At 72.9% G+C, this 18,880-nt stretch carries 10 protein-coding genes; 3 read left to right on the plus strand and 7 right to left on the minus strand.

Annotated features, from left to right (window positions below; all coding sequences use genetic code 11):
• Positions 1-46: 46 nt before the first annotated feature.
• From EW117_RS03695 to EW117_RS29630, 6 genes are all read right to left on the minus strand, one after another.
• Positions 47-1,300, minus strand: coding sequence for a substrate-binding domain-containing protein (locus EW117_RS03695; protein WP_129783840.1), 1,254 nt, complete (start codon positions 1,298-1,300; stop codon positions 47-49).
• A 174-nt stretch (positions 1,301-1,474) separates the two neighbouring features.
• On the minus strand, positions 1,475-4,174 hold the full coding sequence (locus tag EW117_RS03700; RefSeq protein WP_129783842.1) for a hypothetical protein: 2,700 nt from the start codon (positions 4,172-4,174) through the stop codon (positions 1,475-1,477).
• 436 nt (positions 4,175-4,610) lie between these two features.
• On the minus strand, positions 4,611-6,449 hold the full coding sequence (locus EW117_RS03705) for a phosphate ABC transporter substrate-binding protein PstS (protein ID WP_129783844.1): 1,839 nt from the start codon (positions 6,447-6,449) through the stop codon (positions 4,611-4,613).
• On the minus strand, positions 6,446-7,774 hold the full coding sequence (pstA, locus tag EW117_RS30450) for a phosphate ABC transporter permease PstA (RefSeq protein WP_129783846.1): 1,329 nt from the start codon (positions 7,772-7,774) through the stop codon (positions 6,446-6,448). The genes EW117_RS03705 and pstA overlap by 4 nt, the downstream gene beginning before the upstream one ends.
• Positions 7,775-7,782: 8 nt before the next feature.
• Complete coding sequence (gene pstC, locus EW117_RS03715; RefSeq protein WP_129783848.1) at positions 7,783-8,901, minus strand: phosphate ABC transporter permease subunit PstC; 1,119 nt, start codon at positions 8,899-8,901, stop codon at positions 7,783-7,785.
• Positions 8,902-8,908: 7 nt separating this feature from the next.
• Positions 8,909-10,549: a D-alanyl-D-alanine carboxypeptidase family protein gene (locus EW117_RS29630; RefSeq protein WP_129783850.1), complete on the minus strand. Its 1,641-nt coding sequence runs from the start codon at positions 10,547-10,549 to the stop codon at positions 8,909-8,911.
• Between the two features lie 237 nt (positions 10,550-10,786).
• Here EW117_RS29630 and EW117_RS03725 point away from each other — a divergent pair, with 237 nt between their 5' ends.
• The 3 genes from EW117_RS03725 to EW117_RS03735 all read left to right on the plus strand — a co-directional run bounded on the left by EW117_RS03725 (position 10,787) and on the right by EW117_RS03735 (position 16,038).
• A complete protein-coding gene (locus tag EW117_RS03725) occupies positions 10,787-12,310 on the plus strand; it encodes a sensor histidine kinase (protein WP_129783852.1) in 1,524 nt (507 codons plus the stop codon).
• Positions 12,307-13,038, plus strand: a complete 732-nt coding sequence (locus EW117_RS03730; RefSeq protein ID WP_129783854.1) for a response regulator — start codon at positions 12,307-12,309, stop codon at positions 13,036-13,038. The genes EW117_RS03725 and EW117_RS03730 overlap by 4 nt, the downstream gene beginning before the upstream one ends.
• Before the next feature lie 180 nt (positions 13,039-13,218).
• Positions 13,219-16,038 carry a helix-turn-helix transcriptional regulator gene (locus EW117_RS03735; protein ID WP_129783856.1) on the plus strand — a complete coding sequence of 940 codons (2,820 nt, stop codon included), beginning with the start codon at positions 13,219-13,221 and terminating at the stop codon, positions 16,036-16,038.
• Here the strand turns inward: EW117_RS03735 and EW117_RS03740 are convergent.
• Positions 16,019-18,808, minus strand: a complete 2,790-nt coding sequence (locus EW117_RS03740) for a sigma-70 family RNA polymerase sigma factor (protein WP_129783858.1) — start codon at positions 18,806-18,808, stop codon at positions 16,019-16,021. The genes EW117_RS03735 and EW117_RS03740 overlap by 20 nt on opposite strands.
• Positions 18,809-18,880 lie beyond the last annotated feature (72 nt).

An 18,880-nucleotide genomic window follows, 5' to 3' on the forward strand; every position in this document is an offset into this window, starting at 1 on the left:
CACCCCGGCCGAGCCTCAGCCGAGAGCTGAGCCCCCGGCAGGGGACTCAGTTGGCGCGGTAGTTCTCGATGTCACCGGCGTCGTAGTGCGAGCCGGCGATGTCCTGACCGTTGGCACCAAGGGAGCCGAAGCCGAAGTCCTCGATGACCAGCGTGCTGGTGCCGGGGCGGACGGCGGTGTAGATGGCGCCCTCCACCGCGGGGGTGGCGGGGTTGTTCCAGAACGCGTGACGCAGGTCGGCGTTCGTGGCGACGGCGTCGTGCTCGACCACGTTGAACACCGCACGCGCTACCGGGAAGGCGGTGTTGAGGCGGCCGTTGACCAGCGGCTGGACGCTGTTGATCGTGGCCAGCTCCGCACCGGCCCGGCGGTCGTTCACCGTCACGCCGTAAGCGGCGCTGTAGTGCGTCGGCGAGGCAGCAACGCGGGTCTGCGCCACGAACTGCGCGATCGAGAACGGCGCGATCGAGTTCGGCACGTCCGCGAGGACGCTGCCGTCGTGCTCCTGCACGATCCGCGACTGACCGGTGCCGTTGTCGGTGAACGAGTCGGTCACGGCGGTGCCGAGGTCAGACTCGGGACCGACGATCGTGCTGATCCAGAAGGACCGCGTGCCGGAACCGGCCTGCGGGATGAACGGCACGATCTGCGCGCCGCTGCCCTCACGGCCCACGGTGCGGTTGCCGATGCTCAGGCTGACGGTGGTGCCCTGGTCGGCCTCGTAGATCTTGGTGAGGTCGTCCAGCGTCAGGTTGCGAGGGAGCGTGGTGTTGTCCTCGTTCACCGCGTACGTGACGGCGTCCACCGCGAACGGGACGTACGACAGCACGCCGGACGTGCTCTCCGGGACGCCGCTCGACGAGCGCGCGAACTGCAGGTCCGCACGCGACAGCGGCGCGCTCGAGGTACCACGGGCGTTGGTCAGCGTGGTGCCGTTGATCGCAGCGCGCAGCGCCGCGACACCCTGGCTGGACCCGTTGGGTCGGGGGATCTGCGGACCACCCGGACGCGTCTGGATGAAGTTGTCGTCACCCGCCGGGATCGTCGCGTCCCAGGAGCCCAGGAAGAGCTCTTCGTCAGCGTCGAGCGTCACGGCCGCGAGGCCGTTGAGGACGTCCTGCGTGGTGTCGGAACCCGTGCCGTCGATCGTCCGGTTCAGATCAGGCTGGCCGGTGGCGGGGTTGATCGGGTCGGCCGAGGCGCCGAGCGCCCCGCCCAGGAGAAGCGCAGCTGTCGCGGCGCCGGCGAGGAGCACACGGGCTCCGCGCTGGTGGTGCATGGACATGGCTTGCCTTTCCATCTAGGGTCTCCCCCCAAAGGTCGCGTGCGACCCTGTGTCCTTGCGGACACGGCCCCTCACCCTGGTTTCGCGCCCCGGGTGAGGGGCCTTCCACGTGCGGGCGGGGGGTGGTGCCCGCACGGGAAACCTGTGTGGAGTTGTGCTCGCCGCCGAGCGTCCGGGTTCGGCGCCCGGTCAGCCGGTCATGTCACGTCGGCGCATGAGGAACGGGGCGCCTACCATGCCGGCCAGGCCCGCGATGAGGGTGCCGCCCAGCGCGACCGAAGCACCCAGCGGTGTGGTGTCCTCGGTCGACACCGCCTCGTCCTGCGTCGTCGTGGTGTCAGTTCCCGGACCGTCGTCGGATCCCGGGCCGGATGGCGGACCGTCGGCCGTCGGGTCGACGCCGTCCACCGGGACCGGCACCGTCGCGTTGGTGTCTCCCGGACCCCCGCCTTCCGGGTCGGCCGAACCTCCAGATGTTTCGTCCCCGTTCCCGCCGTCACCGTCCGGGTCGGTCTCGTCCGGGTCCGTAGGTGTGCTCTTCCCTGGCGGTGCGAGCAAGCGGTCTGCCAGGTCCAGTGCAGCTTCCTGCTGTTCGTCGGTCAGTGGCACGTACCCCTCGGGCAGCCCGCCACGATCACCCGTCACGACGTTGCCGTCCGCGGCCGCGTATTCCAGCAACCCCGCGTAGTCGACACGAGCCTGACGGTCCAGCTGAGGCTGATTCAGGTTCACGGCCGCATGCACCGTGGTGGTCAGTGGATAGGCGCCGTCGGGAAGTGCCGTGACGTCGAAGTTGGTCAGGCCGTCCTTGTCGAGAGAAGCTCCCGCGACAGCACGGGTGACTGTGGCCGGGTCATACTCGACGAACTCTCGCGCCGAGGCCACGGTCCGGGCGGTCGTGAACTCGTCCAGCGGCTGGGCCAGCGCGGCCGTGTCCAGGCGGAACAGCTCGGCCGACGGCGCTAGCGCCGGGCCGAGGAGCAGGCCCTGGCCACCTGGCGGGATCGGGGAGCTGGGGGCCCACCGGCCCGAGTTCAATCCCGAGAACCAGTCGGGATCCCACCCCGTGATCCGCTGATGATCCCGACGCGCGATCCGACTGGCGTTGGCCTCCAGCGTGGTGGAGTACGGCACGTAGGACTCCGAACCGAACTTCGCTCCCTTGTACTTCGGGTCGTCGTTGGCCGCGTCAGGAAACTGGGTCCGGTCCGCCTTGGGGAACATGTCGATCGGTTCGACCGACAGGTCCACCGGGTAACCACCGCCCGCAGCACCTGAGTGCCCCGAGGGCAGGTAGTAGGGGTTGACCACGTTGCCCCACGGATCGGGCGCGCCGCTCAGGAAGGCGCGGGCGTCCGCGTCCGCCTGTATGTACTCCCACAGCATCTGGATCGCGTCATCACCTTGCGGGCCCGGCACCACCATCGGCGCGAAAGCCCGTAGTTCGGTCGGGTTGCCCAGCGCCACCCATTCCTCGTCCGAGACGACCTCCTCGACCTTGAGGGCATCCAGGGACTGGCTGACCGGAGGATTGCCGTTCTGGGGCTGCGGCACGTCGCGCCGGTAGGACTGGGTGAGCATCTTGGCGACCAGGCGCGGCGTGAGCCGCAGGTCATGCACAACACGACCGCCACGCTCCGCGGCGTAGAAGCTGATCGTCAACGCGGAGTTCGCCAGCGGTGCGTAGCCGATGTCCGCGCCGTCGAGCAGCTCGGGGTTGGTGGAGCCGATCGTCTCGGGTGTGAGCGGGAGGCTCACCGCAGCCAGGTTCGCCTGCCCGGTCAGGAGCTGACCCCGGACCTGGTTGCCCGAGCTGGTGTTCAGGCTGAACGTCGCGCCGTCGTCATCGGCGCACAATGCCGGCTGCCAGGAGCTCATGGCGTGCGCGACGAGCTCGCTGCCCACGACCCGGCGCTCGGCCGACCCAGGCGGGCAGGTGACGAACGGGTTCCGGAAGTCCAGCGGGACGACCATCCGGTTGGCCCAGAAGCTGCAGTCCGTCCCGATCGGGGAGCCGAACTGGTTCAGCGGCGTGTCGCCAAACCCGTTGTTCGGCCTCACGTTGCTCACGCACTTTGTCGCCGCGTCCTTGAGCGAGCCTGAGTGCGTGCCACGCGGCACCACCACGAGCCAGCACCGCTCCCCGGCGGCCTCAGGATCTCCGCACCCCAGGTAGGGCTGCGCCGCCGCCGACTGCGTCACGAACCCCACCCGCGCCCCGTCGTCATCCACCGGCACGAGCGGCAGCTCGTTGGACGACGATGCGGTGAAGAAGGCCCCCAGCCCTCGGTTGCGGTAGATGGTGCCGGCTTCACCAGGCTGGACCACCTCGACGTGCTCACTCACCTGCCCCGTCACAGCCCGGAACGGGAGCGCTCTCGCATCGTCGGTACCGCGGGCAAGCACCGCGACGTCGTTGAACGAGCCCTGCAGCTCGTTCGCCATGCCCCCGACCTCGGGAAACGCGTACGACCCGTACTGGCACGTCTCCGCGAAGCCCGGAGCCTCGGGGTCCGGTCCCCAGCACTGGAACATCTGGAGGAAGTTCTGATACGTGTTGTTGGTGGGCCGAACGCTCGGGGCCATCCCGGTCGCCGTGACCGTGACCGTCTGGTCGATCAGCCCCTCCGTCTGGGACACCGTGACCTCAAGGTCCTTGAAGTCCTCCCAGTGCCCCGACCCGTCCGCGTTGTCGACCATGTGCGACCGGTCCGGCTGGAACCGCTGCAGGTCGCCGTTGCCCCCGGCCCACTTCACGGTCACCGCGGAGTCGGTCCCCTCGCCGGCCGCCCGCGCGTCCGACGGCGCGTACAGCGCCACGAGCCCACCGGCCGAGGCCAGGGTGACGATCGCGCTGAGCACGCTGGTCGTGCGGCTGCGGAGCTTCATCGAGGTTCTCCGTTCGACTCGTGCGCTGCGTCCCCGGCTCGCACCGGTCCGGACGGGGAAAGCATTGCTGCCGACCGCCGATATTGGCAACCATAGGAATAGTGGACAGACAATTGAGAAATAGCACCGCTACGGGGGACGGCAGATGAACGACACGTTTCAAGAGTCGCGCGACCGGCGGGAACACGTGCCGTCTCGGCCGCCGGGCCGCCGTTCCGACACGCCCGTCCGTCCGAGCGTTGTCCCAGGACACCACCCGAAAGGAGGGGGCTAGACCCCTCCCTGGGGTGGGGGCGTCCGAGCGCCGCACGACGGGAAATCCACCATGCGGAATGAATTTCACCCTTTTCGATGAATTCGCCTGCGACATTCAGCGGGATATTTTCCACGCCACGCTCGTGGGCACCGGGAAAGGCCGGAGAAATAGCCCTGGGAATCACGCTGAAGCACCTCCTGAGGGCCCACGGGCCCCGCGGCCACCGGGCACCGGCAGCGCCGTCCGCGCGCGTTTGCCGACCAGCGGCGGCAGCACCGCGGCGAGGATCAACGCCAGCCCCAGGCCGACCATCGCGAGCTGCGGGACGAACCCGCCGCCGGCCACCGGCAGGGTCTGCGGGGTCGCGGCGACCAGCACGGGCTCGGCGTTCTCGTCCACCACCTCGGCGTCGCCGCCGCCACCCGAACCGGCATCGCCGTTACCGCTTCCGCCACCGCCGCCCGAACCGCCGTCAGGCCCGCCACCACCGCCTGAGCCGTCGTCGGACCCACCACCGTCCGGGCCGTCGTCCGGCCCGCCGTCCGGACCGCCGGGGCCGTCGCCATCGGGTCCACCCGACCCGTCGCCGTCGCCCTCACCGCCCCCTCCGCCGTTGTCCCCGGACGGGGCCGTCGGGGTGTCCTTGGACCCACCCGTACCCGTGCTGCACTGCGTGGGACCCTTCTTGTCGCACGCCGGCGGGTAGGGCGCCTCGTTGGCCAGCCGGTTGGTGCCGTCCGGCGAGAAGGTCGGGTTGTTGCAGTCGTTGATCCCCTTGATCACCGGGTCGCCGCCCGGGATCTTCTGGATCTGTGTCTGTCCCGCCTTGACCAGGTTGATCGGCAGCGGCGAGTAGCCCAGCGTGTCGGCCTGCTGCTGCCCCTCGCAGAGGAAGTAGGCGCCGAAGTCGGCCAGCGTCAGGCCCTTGTCGAGGTTGAACCCGGCGTCCTGCGACGTCGGCAGGATGATGTACGAGTAGCTGGACAGCGGGTACACGCGCCGGTCGTCGAAGGCGTAGACGTCCTCCAGGTTCTGCGTGAGGTAGTCCGGCGAGCTGCGGTTCTCGTTGATCTTGGCCCGGAGCAGCGCCACGGCCACGTTCGCCGCCGTCGGCTCCGTGTAGTAGCCGGACCGGTTGAGCATCTTGGCCACCGGGAAGCCGCTGTTCAGCGCGTAGGAGTACTCGACGAACGTGATCGCCCCCACCGCGTGGGACTGCGCCACGTACCCGGCCACGCCGTTCGAACCGGCCCGGGACACGAACCCCGAGCCCGGCACCACCGGATAGTTGGACGTCACACCGCAGTGTCCGTTGATCATCGGACGGTTCACCTTGCCGCAGTACGCGTCCCAGGCCCTGGTCTGCTCCTGACGCATCCAGATGGAGAACTGGGCAGTAGCGCCCGACCCGTCGGAACGCACCACGGGCACGATCGGGATGCCCGGCAGGGCGAGCTGCGGGTTGTCCTCCTTGATCTTCGGGTCGTTCCAGCGGGTGATCTCGCCCGTGAAGATCTCGGCGATCGTCTCTCCGGACAGCCGCAAGTTCGTGACCCGTTTGCCCCCGACCTGCAGGTTGTACATGAAGGCGGTGCCGCCCGCGACGATCGGCATGTAGGCGAACTCCCGGGCGGGCCGGACGTCGCCCTCGTTGGAGTTGGCGATCGCGTACGGGATCTCGCTGACGCCGAAGTCCGCCGTACCGTTCGCGAAGCTGTTGCGGCCCTGGGTCGAGCCCGACTCGGAGTACGTGATCTTCCACTGGTAGTTGGACCAGACGTTGCGGATCCACTGCTGCAGCGCGTTGGCCGACCAGGTCGACCCGGCGCCGTTGATCGGGGCGTGCACCTTGCCGACGGCCGCGGGCGCCGCCTGCTGTACGGCCTGCTGCTGCCCGGTGGCGGGCGCACCAGCCGCGGTTCCAGCCGGCACGACGGCGCCCGCGAGCACGAGCAGCACGCCCAGCCCGGCGATCAGCGCGCGCACGCGCAGAGCGCGGTGGGTGGTGGTGGCGGTCATCGTCCGGCCTCCTTGTCATCGGTGAGGGTGTCTTCGTCCGACGGCGGGGCTGACGGCGGCGGGGCGTCCGACGCCGGAGCGGCCGACGCCGGAGCCGCCACCGCCGTCGGCCCGCCCCTCCGGAACCGCGCCGCGACCCGCACAGAGGCCCGCTGCGCCCGGCGCGCACCGCCTGGACTGAGCACCCCGGCGCCCTTGCCGCCGATCAGGCGGGCGATCGCGAACAACAGGAAGACGAGCACCATCAGCACCGCCGCCGCGCCGAACCCGCGCGCGATCTGCGCGGGTTCGGGGCTCTTGACCAGCGTGAACGTGGCGAGCGGCAGCGAGACCATCGGCCCGTCGAACGGGTTCCAGCTGTAGTAGGTGGTGTACCCGGCGACGAGCAGGATGGGGCTGGTCTCGCCGATACCGCGTGCGGTGCCGAGCACGATCGCCGTCATGAGGCCCGACTTGCTCGTGGGCAGCACCACGTTCCAGATGGTGCTCCAGTGGCTGGCGCCCATCGCGAACGACGCCTCCTTGAGCGTCGCCGGGACCAGGCGGAGGACGACGTCGGCCGACCGGATGATGATCGGCAGGATCATGATCGTGATCGCCAGCGAGGCGGCGAAGCCGGACTTGGGCGCACCGAACATGAGGATGTAGGTGGCCAGGATGAACAGGCCGCACAGGATGGACGGCAGCGCCGTCATCGCCTCGGTGACCGTGCGCACGATCCGGGTGAACGGGCTGGGGAACTCGGCCAGGCACACCGCGGTCAGCAGGCCCAGCGGGATCGAGATCACCAGTGCGAAGGAGATCATGATCAGCGTCCCGACGGCGGCGTGCGCCATGCCGCCGATGTTCAGCGGATCCAGCGGGCCGGCCAGGGACAGGTCCTGCGTCCAGAAGTTGCCCTGCGTGAACGCCGGGCGACCCTCCGTGAGCGCGAAGACCACAACAACCACGAGCGCGAGCAGCAGCACGACGGCGCCCGAGTGGATGAGCACGCTGGCCACGCGGTCCTTGATGGTGATGCGGTCGTCGTCGAAGCTGATCAGCACCACGAAGAAGCCGAGGAACAGCACGTAGGCGATCAGCACGAACGGCAGCGCGCCCTGGAACGGCAGGACCTGGGTGAACAGCCAGGCGGTCGACGCGATGCCGGCCGCCGCGGCGCCGACGACGCGGAGCACGTCCTCGCGGCGCAGGCCGGACAGCTCTCGCTGGACCTCGGGCCGGGCGGGCGTGATGCGCCCGTCCCGGCCGGGCAGGTGGGTGCGGGTGTACCGGCCCGGCCGGTCGGCGCGGCGGGCGCCCTGGGATGTCTCGGTGACGGTCATGGTCTTCCTCAGCTCGCAGCGCCCGAGCGGGAACGCTGGATGATGAATCCGGCGACGAAGTTGATCAGCATGGTGATGAGGAACAGCACCAGCCCGGCGGCCATGAGGGCCGACACCTCGAAGTCGTTCGCCTCGCCGTTCTTGAGGGCGATGAGCGAGCTGATCGAGTTGGTCCCGGTGCTGAGCACCTGCCAGTTGATGACGAACAGCGGGCTGATCACGAGGTAGACGGCGATGGTCTCGCCCAGCGCCCGGCCGAGGCCGAGCATGGTGCCGCCGATGATCCCGCCGGTGCCGAACGGGTAGACGACGTTGCGGATCACTCCCCACTTGCTGGCCCCCAGCGCCAGGGCGCCCTCCCGCTCCCCCACCGGCGCCTGGTCGAACACCTCGCGCATGATCGCCGCCGAGATCGGCGCGACCATCATCGAGACGATCAGCCCGGCGAGGATCGCGGACGCGGTGAACACCGTGGGGGTCGCCAGCGGGTCGCTCGGGTCGAACTGTGAAACCCGGAAGATCGGGATCCAGCCGAAGTACGTGGAGATCCACTGCGCCACCGGCAGCAGGTTCCCCTCCAGCCAGTACGCGCCCCACAGCCCGTAGACGACGCTGGGGATGGCGGCCATGAGGTCGATGACGCCGATCAGGAACCGCTTGATCCCCGCCGGCGCGTACTCGGTGATGTACGTGGCGGTGACCAGCGCGAGCGGCACGGCCACGCTGATCGCCGTCAGCCCGATGACTATCGTCCCGAACAGCACCGCCGCGATGCCGAACCGGCCCGAGTTGGGCTCCCAGTCCTGCTCGGTGATGAAGTCCCAACCCGCGACGTCGATCGCCTGGGCACCCCGCCACAGCAGGAACACGCCGACGAGCGTCATGATCAGGAGCACCAGCGTGCCGCCGGAGTGGGCGGCGACGCGGAAGGTGTTGTCCTGCCAGCCGCGGCGGCTCACCAGCGGCCGCGTCGGGTCCACCAGCGCGTCGCGCGGGGCCGGCGACGTCTCCAGGCCGAGCTCGCGCAGCTCGGTGCGCTGCCGCTCCAGCTCGGCGACGGCGGTGTCCTTGGGGCTGCCGGCGGGGTTGTCCCGCGGCTCGCGCACGGGGTCGTCGGGGTCGGACATCGGTGCATCACTCTCCGGGGACATCGTCGGCGTCGGTCGGGCTCGTGGTCGTGTCTCCGGCGGGCACCTCGTCCGACGGTTCGCTCGGCGAATCGCTGGGGCCGGTCGACGGCTGGTCCGTGGGTTCCTCGGTCGGCGAGTCGGTCGGCGAGTCGGTCGGGTCGGAGGTCGCCTCGTCCTCTGGCGTGGTCGTCGGAGGGTCCGTGGGTTCCGGCTCCGGGGACGGCGGGCCGGCCTCGGCGTCCGTCCCACCGGCGCTGTCGTCCGAGCCGGACGGGCTGTCCGCGTCATCGGCCCTGCTGCCGCCCGACGGCGCGTCGGTGGGCCGAGCCGGCGTGGGCGTCCTCCCCTCCTCGTCGTCACCGTTCCGCGGTGCCTCGCCCACCGGCCTGTCGTCTGCTTCGTTCCGGCGCGCGGGCTCGTCCAGCGGGGCCTGCTTCGGTTTGTCGTCGTCCCGCCGATCGCGCCCACGAGCGGCAGTGTCGTCGGCCGTCGTGGTGCCGTCGACGAAGCCGCCGAGCACGATGGCGGCCGCGAAGAACTCGAAGTGCCAGGGCTCGGGCTTGACCCCGCCAGGGCGCGCCCAGGACGGGTTGTCCCACCCGTACTCGGGGCCGTGCTCGCGCAGCCACCGGTACTCGGCACTGTGGCCGGTGTTGATCGGCTCGGCCAGGTCCACCGCGAGGCCCCAGCCGTGGTTCGACGTTCCAGGGACCGCCGCCAGGTAGGGCTTGACCTTCTTGAGCCGGACCTGCGCCGCATACGACCGGTAGGAGTCGGTGATCGGGATCGGGTTCCCGAAGCGCTTCTCGAACTTCCGGTTCAGACGCTCCAGCGCCTCGGCCGCATCACACCGCAGCAGATGCCCGGCCGAGAAGTCCAGCTCGCACAGCACGTCCGCCGGGATGTGGCCGTTCGCATACCGTGCCGCTTGTTCGGCGTACCGATGGACCGCGTCGATCACACTCGCCCGCAGCCTGCTCGATCGCTGGTCCGGTGCCGCACCGCCCGCGCCCGAGGTCGCCTGGTCCAGCACACCCGCCAGGCGCTTCGCGGCCCGCACGAGGTCGTCGAGCTCGACGCCGTGACCATGGTCGTGCCGGTCCCCGTCGGCGAGCGGACGGCCCGCACGAGAATCATCACCATCTGCGGGCAACGGTCGTTCGGGCGCGGTCCGCGCCCGCAACCCTGCGTCGGCAACGCTCGCCGCGGCCTGCTGCGCCCGGAAGGTGGAGTACAGCATGCCGAGCTCGCCAGCCGCTTGCACCACGTGCGGGACCGCGTCGTGCCCCTGCTTGTCGACCATCCGGCGGGCGCGCTCCAGCACGGCCTCCACCTGAGCGAGCGCCGCACCCGCAGGCCCGGTCGCCCCGTCCGGCACCGACGCCGCCAGCCGCAAGGGCGCCCGGTCCTTCAGCGGTGCGACCTGGACCGTCCCGCCCGACGCCGGTGTGGCACCCGGTGCGGCCGCGGCAGCGAGCCCGCCCACCGGCGGCTGCACCGTCGACACGATCACGGCCACGGTGAGACCGCAGGCCAGGGCTGTCCGCCCGATCCGCCCGTCCTGCACGGCGGCGGTGAGCCGATGAAGGTCACTCAGCAACTGCCGAGCCCTGTCGAGCACGCGGTCAGAACTGGTGCGCGTCATAGGTTTGCAACCTCTCTCGCGTCAGGCACGGTCGGGCCAGGGCAGGTGCGTATCGGTCTGCGGGTCGGCCTCAAGATGGGCGCGGGCCGCACGGCTGCCTGCGGCCACCGTTCCCGTACCACCGGTCCGCCGCGCCCGGCCCGGCGCCGGTTCGGACGGTGGCATCATCGTCACGGGCCAACCCGGCGGGCAAACAAAGCGCGTGCGGCGAGCAGGTTGACGGACGGCGGGGTCAAGATGGACGCGAGGTGGACGACGCCGGAGGCGACCCCCGGCATCGGCGAGATTCCGCGGTTCTCGACGTCGCCCGCCGTGGCGCGGCGGGCAGTCCGCGACGTCGGATCCGATGGCCGCAGCGACAAGGACCACCCGAAAGGAGGGGTCCGGGACCTCCCGATCGGAGGGGCCGGGACGGCTCGGCCGGCCGTGCTGCTGCGCCTGACCCGGTGGGTCGGGCGCGACGTCGTGGCGGTCACCTTCGTCGCCAACATCGCCGCCTACCTCGGGTCGCTCGCGCTGCTGGACCGGACCGGCGCCGTGCACACGGCGCAGAGCGAGGACTGGCGCGTCGCCGCAGTCGTGCTGCTGGTCTCGTTCCAGGCGCTCTGGCTGCACTGGCTCCAGCGCCAGGCCCTGGGAACGCTGATCGCGTCCCTCGTGCTGTGGTTCGGCGCGCTGCTGATCGGCGGGTCCGACCCGCTCCTGCTCCAGCCTGGCGTGCTGCTCGCGGTGTTCAGCTTCGCCGCCGAGCGGTCCGGGCGGTGGCGGGGCGTGCTCGTCTCGGCCTTCGTCGTGATGACGGCAGGGGTGCTGCTCGCCGACGAGGCGCTCTACCCGACGCCCGGCGCACCGGGCTGGCAGGACCCGGCGATGCTCGTCGTCTGCGCGCTGCGGGCCGCCGGCGTCGTCGCGGTGCCCGCCCTCCTCGGCGCCTGGTACGCGCAGCTCCGCGACCGCGCCGAGCGCATCGCCGCACTCGCCCACGAGATCGCCGGCCGGGAGGCGCACCGCACCGCCGACGCCGTCGCGGCGGCCCGCCGCACGGTCGCCCAGGAGCTGCACGACACGTCGTCGGCCCACCTGGCCGCGATCCTCACGCTGAGCACGGCGGCCGAGGCGAGCGCGGCGTCGGGCGGTGCCCCCGACCCCCGGCTGATCGCGCAGATCCGCGACGAGGGCGAGCGGCTCTACCAGGGGTTCGAGCGGATGGTCTCCCGGATGCGGCAGGACGACCGCACCCTCGCCGGGACCCACCAGCCGGGCCAGGCTGCGGGCCAGCACACCGTGGCCCAGATCGCCGACCTGACCGCCGAGCACGAGCACACCACCGGCGTGCCGGTGACCCTCGAGCACGACCCCGGGCTCGTGGAGATCGACGAGCGGCTCGGCCCGCTGCGCAGCCACACCGCGTACCGGGTGGTCCAGGAGGCCCTGAGCAACGCGCGCAAGCACGCCCCCGGCACGCAGGTCACCGTGCTCCTCGAGGACGACGGTTCGAGCCTGCTGCTCCGCGTCGAGAACGAGACTTCACCCTCCGACGAAGCCCTCGATCCTGGTGACGTCGCGGTCACGCCGCATAGCCTGAGTCTCGGCTACGGGATCGAGGGAATGCGGGACCGGCTGGCCGCCGTCGGCGGCAGTCTGCGTACCGGACCTCGGCACAGCGGAGGGTGGGCCGTGCAGGCCCTGCTCCCCCATCCGCCGCACCGCACCGACACCACCGACGGCTGGCAACGCTGTGACGGAGGGGCGAAAACGTGATCACGACGCTCGTCGTGGACGACGCCGGGAGCGTGCGCCGGTCGCTGCGCCTCCTGCTGGAGACCACCGACGACATCCAGGTGATCGGTGAGGCGAGCAACGGGGTCGACGCCGTGCGGCTGGCCCGGGCCCTGAGGCCCGACGTCGTGCTCATGGACCTGCGCATGCCGGGCGGAGGCGGACTCGACGCCATCGCGGCGCTGAGCGGACCCGGCGTCGCGAACCCGATCCCCGTGCTCGTGTTCACTACCTTCCACCTGGACGAATACCTCTACGGCGCGTTCGAGCGCGGCGCCGTCGGCTACCTCCTCAAGAAGAACCCGGGCGACATCCCCGCCGCGATCCGCGCCGCCGTCAACGCCAGCGCCCTGCAGTCGCCGGCCGTGCGGCAGCGGCTGCTGGCCGAGTACGCACGCAGCAGCGGCCGCACCCGCCGGCAGGGCGTGCTGGAGCCGGCCGCCCCCGGTCCCGGCCCCGGCGACGGCGGAGCGGGGCCCGGCCTGGCTGGCGGGGCGACGGCCGAGAGCATCGCCACGCTCCTCACGGACCGCGAGCTGGACGTGATCGCAGCCCTCGCCGAGGGGCTGAGCAACAAGCAGATCGCCGCGCGGCTCAACCTCGGCGAGAACACCGTGAAGTGGCACATCGGCAACATGCTCGACAAGACCGGGACCCGGGACCGCACGCAGCTCGCGATCTGGGCCTACCAGCACGGACTCAACCCCTGACCGTCCGGCTCAGACGTCGACTCCGGTCGAGCACCGCCCCGGGGCAGCTGTGACTCAGGTCACCCGACACGTCCGCGGCAGTACACCGTCCTATCCGAGTGTGATCGAAGTATTGCTCCGGACGGGCGCCTGCGCTGCCCGGCCCTGTCCTCCGCGTTGCCCTCGGCCCCGAGGGGTCCGGTGAACCGTCGCCTGCTTCGGCCGGCTGCCCACGATGAGGCGCCCGAGTGGCTCCCGCGTGCCGAGGAGTGCCTGCCCGCGCCGCGGGAAGCCCAGCGCAGGCTGCCCGTCGAGCGGGCGCTCGACCACGCGCTCCGCACGGACGCCACCGCTCTGGTGCTGCTGCGGGCGCCCCGAGGTGCGGGCCGGCGCACGGCGGTCGCGCTGTGGGCGCGCCGGCTGGTCCGCGAGGGAACGGTGGTGGTCTGGGTCGACGTCCCCGAGTCCGACGCCGTGGACGGCGACGCGCTCGGCCAGGCCGTCCGCACCCGGCTCGCGCACGTGATCGGGGAGGCGCCGCCTGCGCCGGAGGCCGCCGGGAACGCGACGGCGGCGGCCACCCGGGGCACAGCACCCGAGGACCTGGCCGCCGCGCTCGACGTCCGCCGCGTGGTGCTCGTCGTCGACCGGATCGGGCCGAGGTCGGACGCCGCGCTGGCCTACCTCGACCAGGTCGCGCGCGTGCTGCGCCGGAGCCGGATCGTCGCGCTGACCGCCATACCGCTACCGGGCCCCGTCCCGACGTTCGACGCCTGGGCGCCCGACGCCGGCTCTGCGACCCCGACGGCCCGCGAGCCCGCCCGCCACGCGGAGCTGACCCTGCGCGACCTCGCCGTCCGCCCCGACGAGGCACAAGCGGCCGCCGCTTCGCTCGGTGTTCCTCTCACCCGGCCGCAGGCCAGCCTCCTGGTCACGGCGGCGGCGGGCTGGGCGGCGGTGGTCCACCCGGCGCTGGCGGAGCTCCGCCGTGCGAGCGCGGCGGGCGTCCCTGTCACCGACGACGTCGTCTCGACGGCCGCCGCCGCGCAACGCGCCGCGTTCCTGCGCGCCGCAGTCCCCGAGGAGGCGATCAGCGTGCTCGTCGAGGTCAGCCTGGCTCCGCAGCTCAGCCGGGCCGAGCTGGCCGCCACCGGCCTGCTCGCCGCGCTCCCGGGCGCCGACGTCTTCATCGATCGCCTCGTCGACACCGGGCTGCTCCTCGCCGACCCGGCAGGGCCGGACGACATCCTCACGATCGAGCCGAACGCCCGCCGCGCCCTGCTCGACTACGCGCGCGGCCGCGACCGGGACGAGCTGCACCGCCGGGCGGCGAAGGCCGCGCGGCGGCAGGAACAGCTGGGCGACGCGCGCGGGGCGCTCCTGGTCGCGCTCGAGTCCGGCGACGCCGGGCTGGTGCGCGACCTGCTGCACGGCACGTGGACCGGCATCCTGGACGGCCACGATCCCACGCTGCACGAGGCCCTGTGGAGCGCCGCCGCGGCGGCGCCCGTCACGCACGTCCCGGCGGAGCTGCGGGCGCTGCTGTCCGCCACCCGGCGCTCGCCAGGTCGGCCGGGTATGCACGAGCTGCCGGCCGCCCCGGCCGGCCCGCACCGGCCCACCGGCCCCGAGGGATCGCTCCAGACATTTGCCCGGATCGTGCGGCTGCGCCGGGCGGGACGCACCGAAGACGCCCTGCGCCGGGCGGCCGAGCTGCTCGGCGCGACCGGCGGCACGAACACCGCGACCCTCGGCACGACCAGCAGCACGTTCAGCAGCACTTCCGACGTCGCACGGGTCCTCGTCGGGCTGCAGGCCGGCGTCACGGCAACCGAGGCGGGCATGCTCGACGAGGCCCTGCGCTACGCCGAGGGCGCCCACCAGAGTGCGCTGGGCTCCGGAGCGCTGCCGCTGGCCGCCGCCGCGGCGGAGCTGGCGGCCCTGGTGCACGCGCTCGACTCCGCCGTGCACGCGGCGGCCGACTGGTCCGCCGAGGCCGCCGGCCTGCCCGAACCACCCGCCTGGTGGCGGCGTGCCGTCGGCGATCCCGCCGCCCTGGTCTCCGCGCTCGCCCGCCTGGACCGGCTCGACGACGACCTGCCCGACCACCTGCTGGGCGCCGTACAGGATGCCGCCCGGACGGACCTGTGGTTCGCCGGCCTGCACGTCGAGGCGACACTCGCCGCGCTGCGCGGTCACGAGGAGCCCGCCGTCGACCGCCTGCGGGAGGCGCTCGCCCAGCGCGGGCGGACACCGACGGACACCGAACCGTCCGCCGACCACCTCCGGATCCCACCGCTGCTCGCCCTCGACCTGGGCCGGCTGTACCTGGCGTTGGGCCGCGGCACCAACGCCGTGGTCGTCGCCGACGCCCTGACCTCGCGGGCCCCCGCCGTCGCCCTGCTCGACGGTCGGCTCCGCCTCGCGCAGGGGCGGCCGCGCGACGCGCTCCTGGCGGTCACCGCCGTCGGCCACCAGGGGTCGACGGCGGGCGCCCGCCTCGTGGCCCACCTCATGGCGGCCGAGGCGCTCACCACGATCGACGGCGCGGGGACCGGCCGGACCGGCGACCAGGACGGCGACGGTACTGCCGCCGGGGGCAGCCGCGCCGACGTCCGCCGCCAGCTGGCCCAGGCGTCCGCCCTGGCACAACGGGTCGGCGGCGCCCTGCCCTACTGGTCGGCCTCGTCCGACGTGCTGCGCCTCGCGGCCCGCGACGCCACGGCGCACGTGCGCGAGCAGATCGCCGAGGTCCTTCGCCGGCGCGCCGACGCGGTCCCGGCCGAGTTCGTGGTCGTGCCGGACCGGCAGCTCGTCGTCCTGCACCACCTGGCCGACGGCCTGACCTCGACCGAGGTCGCCAAGGCGTCCTTCGTCTCGCACAACACGGTCAAGACCCAGATCCGCGAGGTCTACCGCCGCCTCGGCGTGCACGACCGGACGGCCGCGCTCCAGCGGGCCCGTGAGCTGGGCCTGCTGGACCCGATGGTCCGCGCCCGGCTCAGCCCGTCGCGACCGTGACGACGCCGACGGTGAACGCGTCGCCGTTCGTCTCGACAGCGGTCAGCTCGGCGCGGGTCGAGGTCAGGGTTGCGGGCGCGAACGGCTTGACGTCGACGCCGAGCGCGTTGGCGTAGGCCGAGCCCCACGCCGTCGAGTCGAAGGCGTTCTCACCCGAGCCCGGCCCCGCCGGCCCGACGCCGTTCCAGCGCGGCGGCACCATTGGCGCGCCGTCGAACAGGAGCTGGTCCCCCGGGGCGCTTCGGTCCCCGTCCCACACGACGGCGCCGATCCGCGCCGTCGTGCCGGGACGGCCGGCGACGGAGAAGGTAGCGGAGCCCACCGCGGACGACACCGGCTGCAGCCCGTCGTACACGATCGCCAGCCCGGAGCCGCCCGGCCCGGTTCCCGCCGGCCGGTGCACGACGACGAGCGCCCAGCCGGCGAACCCGCCCCTCGCCTCGGTGGCGCACACGTCGGCCACACCCCAGGTACCCGCGCCGCCCGAGCGGACCAGGTCGGTCACGTCGGCGCTCGCCTGGTACATCTGGGCCCCCGAGCGGTCCACGGTCACCTCGCCGACGGCGGTGAGCGCGCCGCCCGGCGGCGCCACCCGGACCGGCCCGATCTCGCCCGCGCATCCCCCGGCCCAGTAGACCCGCGCCCCCAGCACCTCGGACCCGGCGGGGATGTCCAGCACGGCCGTGGACGAGTTGGTCCCCGTCCCCAGGGCGTCGACGGACACCATGTTCCACCAGTTGTTGTTCTGCGCGGACCCGGTGGCGGTGCCGTTGGCGACGGCCGCGCAGCCGGCCGCGGCGGGATCGCAGTGCAGCACAGGCGCCCCCGCCTGGCTCACCTGGACGGAACCGGTGGCGACGTACCGCGCGGCGAGCGAGCCCGCGCGCACCGGCACGGGCACGGTCGCGCTCGCGGGCGCTACGCCGTCCCCGCGCACGTCCAGCCGCAGGTCGACGTCGCCCCCTGCGACGTCGGCGGCGACCAGCACGGGCACCAGCAGCGTCGAGGTGTCACCGGCCGCGACCGTGTCGACGGCGCAGCTCACGACGCTGGGGGCGCCCGCAACCACGCCTCCGCCCGCGGCGTCGGCGCACGCCCACGCGGAGACGGCGCGCGCCCCGCCCGCCGTGTCGAGCTCGACGCCGGCGGGCAGCGTGACGTCGACCACCACGGCGCCCGTCGGGTCCGGGTTCGGGTTGGTCACGGTCGCGCCGAGCACGCCGGTGCGCCCGGGCACGAGGTCGCCCAGGTCGTCGTGCGCGACCTCGAGCACCACGGGCTCGGGCGGCCGCGTGGGTGTGGGGGCGGGCGACGACGGGAGCGTCGGGCTCGGGCCGGTCGGCCGGCTCGGCTCGGGTATCGGATCGGGACCCGACGTCGGGTCCGGCGTCGGGGCAGCCGCCGGGTCCGGAGTTGTCCCGCCCGGCTGCGAACCAGGTGTGGTGCTCCCCGGCGTAGGGGTCGGGTCGACCGGCGCCGGCCCGCCGCCGGGCGCGTCCCAGCTCCCGGACCGGTCGTCCACGTACCGCGGACCGCCCTGCGGCTCGTCGCGGTGATCGCCGGGCCACGGGCTGGGCGACGGCGCCGCCCCGCCGCCGGGCACCGGATCCGAGTCCGCGGGATCGTCCCACTCGGGCCGGCCACCGTCGCCGGCCGGCCCGGGATCGGGCAGCAACCCGCCGTCGTCGGGCAGCGGCGCCCCGCCCGCGACGTGACCCGGAGCTTGCCCGGTCCCCTCCCCCACGACACCCGACGCCGTGATCCCGAACAGCATCAGCAGGCACAGCGCCACGGCCGCCGCCCCGAGGAGGAACGTCCGCGCACCAATCCGCGGGCGCGCCCACCACCAGCGCCGGCCGAGGGCTCGCGCGCGGCCCGGCCCCGGCCGCGGCGTCGACACCTCGGCGCCGGAATCGTCGGCGCCAGAATCCTCGGCGTCGGCATCCGGGTCGTCGGCATCCGGGTCGTGGTCGAGCTCGCCGGCTGCCGCGACCGGCAGCCCGAGCGGGAGCAGCACGGCGCGCATGCGGCGCTTGAGGTCCCGCATCTGGTCGACGGCGGCGGCGCAGAAGGCGCACTCCAGCACGTGCGCGTCGACCCGGTGGTGCACGGGCACGGCCAGCGTCTCGTCGACGTACCGGGCCAGGTGCGGCGCGAAGTCCTCGCAACCGGGCGCCACCCGATCCTGGTGGGCCTGCAGGTACTCCCGCCGGAGCCGCTGGCGGGCCCGGCGGGCCAGCGAGGACACGGCGTTGGGCGAGACGCCCAGGAGCGGTCCGACCTGGGCCGGCGGGAGCTCGTGGACGTCGACGTACCAGAGCACCCGCCGCCAGCGGGCGGGCATCTCGGCGAACGCACGGCGGACGCGATGGTCGTCGTCGGCCGCGGTCAGCTCGTCGCGGTCGTGGTGCGGGCGGTCCACGACCTCCGCCTCGGCGGGCACCGCCTTCTGCTGCGCCCGGAGGAACCCGATGGCGGTGTTGCGCACCGTCGTCAGCAGGTAGGAGCGGACGTTGCTCGACGGCCCGCCCCCGCGGCGCACCGCCGTCAGCAGCGACGTGAACGACTCGGCGACGACGTCGTCGACCGCGGGTCCCCGGCCGATCACGTGCCGGGCGACCCCCGCCGCCGTCCGATGGTGCCGGGCGTAGAGCTCGGCGAACGCCCGCTCCTGCCCGGCGCGGAAGTCGGCGAGCAGTGCCTCGTCGGAGTCCGGCGACGGGGCCTCCGCCCTCTGCCGCATCGAGCTGGAACTGGTCGTGTCGACCATCCGCCTGCGCCCCCTGGCACCTCGATTGAGTTGTCCTGATTGCGTAAAATACTACCGACAGGTAGGTGCGAC

Source organism: Promicromonospora panici (assembly GCF_900608595.1).
GTDB classification, from domain to species: Bacteria; Actinomycetota; Actinomycetes; order Actinomycetales; family Cellulomonadaceae; genus Promicromonospora; species Promicromonospora panici.

What these genes read in the sequence shown, in the direction of transcription:
- EW117_RS03705 (WP_129783844.1), bottom strand. Translation starts at nt 6,449, where the DNA reads ATGACCGCCACCACCACCCACCGCGCTCTGCGCGTGCGCGCGCTGATC.
- EW117_RS29630 (WP_129783850.1), bottom strand. Translation starts at nt 10,549, where the DNA reads ATGACGCGCACCAGTTCTGACCGCGTGCTCGACAGGGCTCGGCAGTTG.
- pstA (WP_129783846.1), bottom strand. Translation starts at nt 7,774, where the DNA reads ATGACCGTCACCGAGACATCCCAGGGCGCCCGCCGCGCCGACCGGCCG.
- pstC (WP_129783848.1), bottom strand. Translation starts at nt 8,901, where the DNA reads ATGTCCGACCCCGACGACCCCGTGCGCGAGCCGCGGGACAACCCCGCC.
- EW117_RS03700 (WP_129783842.1), bottom strand. Translation starts at nt 4,174, where the DNA reads ATGAAGCTCCGCAGCCGCACGACCAGCGTGCTCAGCGCGATCGTCACC.
- EW117_RS03725 (WP_129783852.1), top strand. Translation starts at nt 10,787, where the DNA reads ATGGACGCGAGGTGGACGACGCCGGAGGCGACCCCCGGCATCGGCGAG.
- EW117_RS03695 (WP_129783840.1), bottom strand. Translation starts at nt 1,300, where the DNA reads ATGGAAAGGCAAGCCATGTCCATGCACCACCAGCGCGGAGCCCGTGTG.
- EW117_RS03740 (WP_129783858.1), bottom strand. Translation starts at nt 18,808, where the DNA reads ATGGTCGACACGACCAGTTCCAGCTCGATGCGGCAGAGGGCGGAGGCC.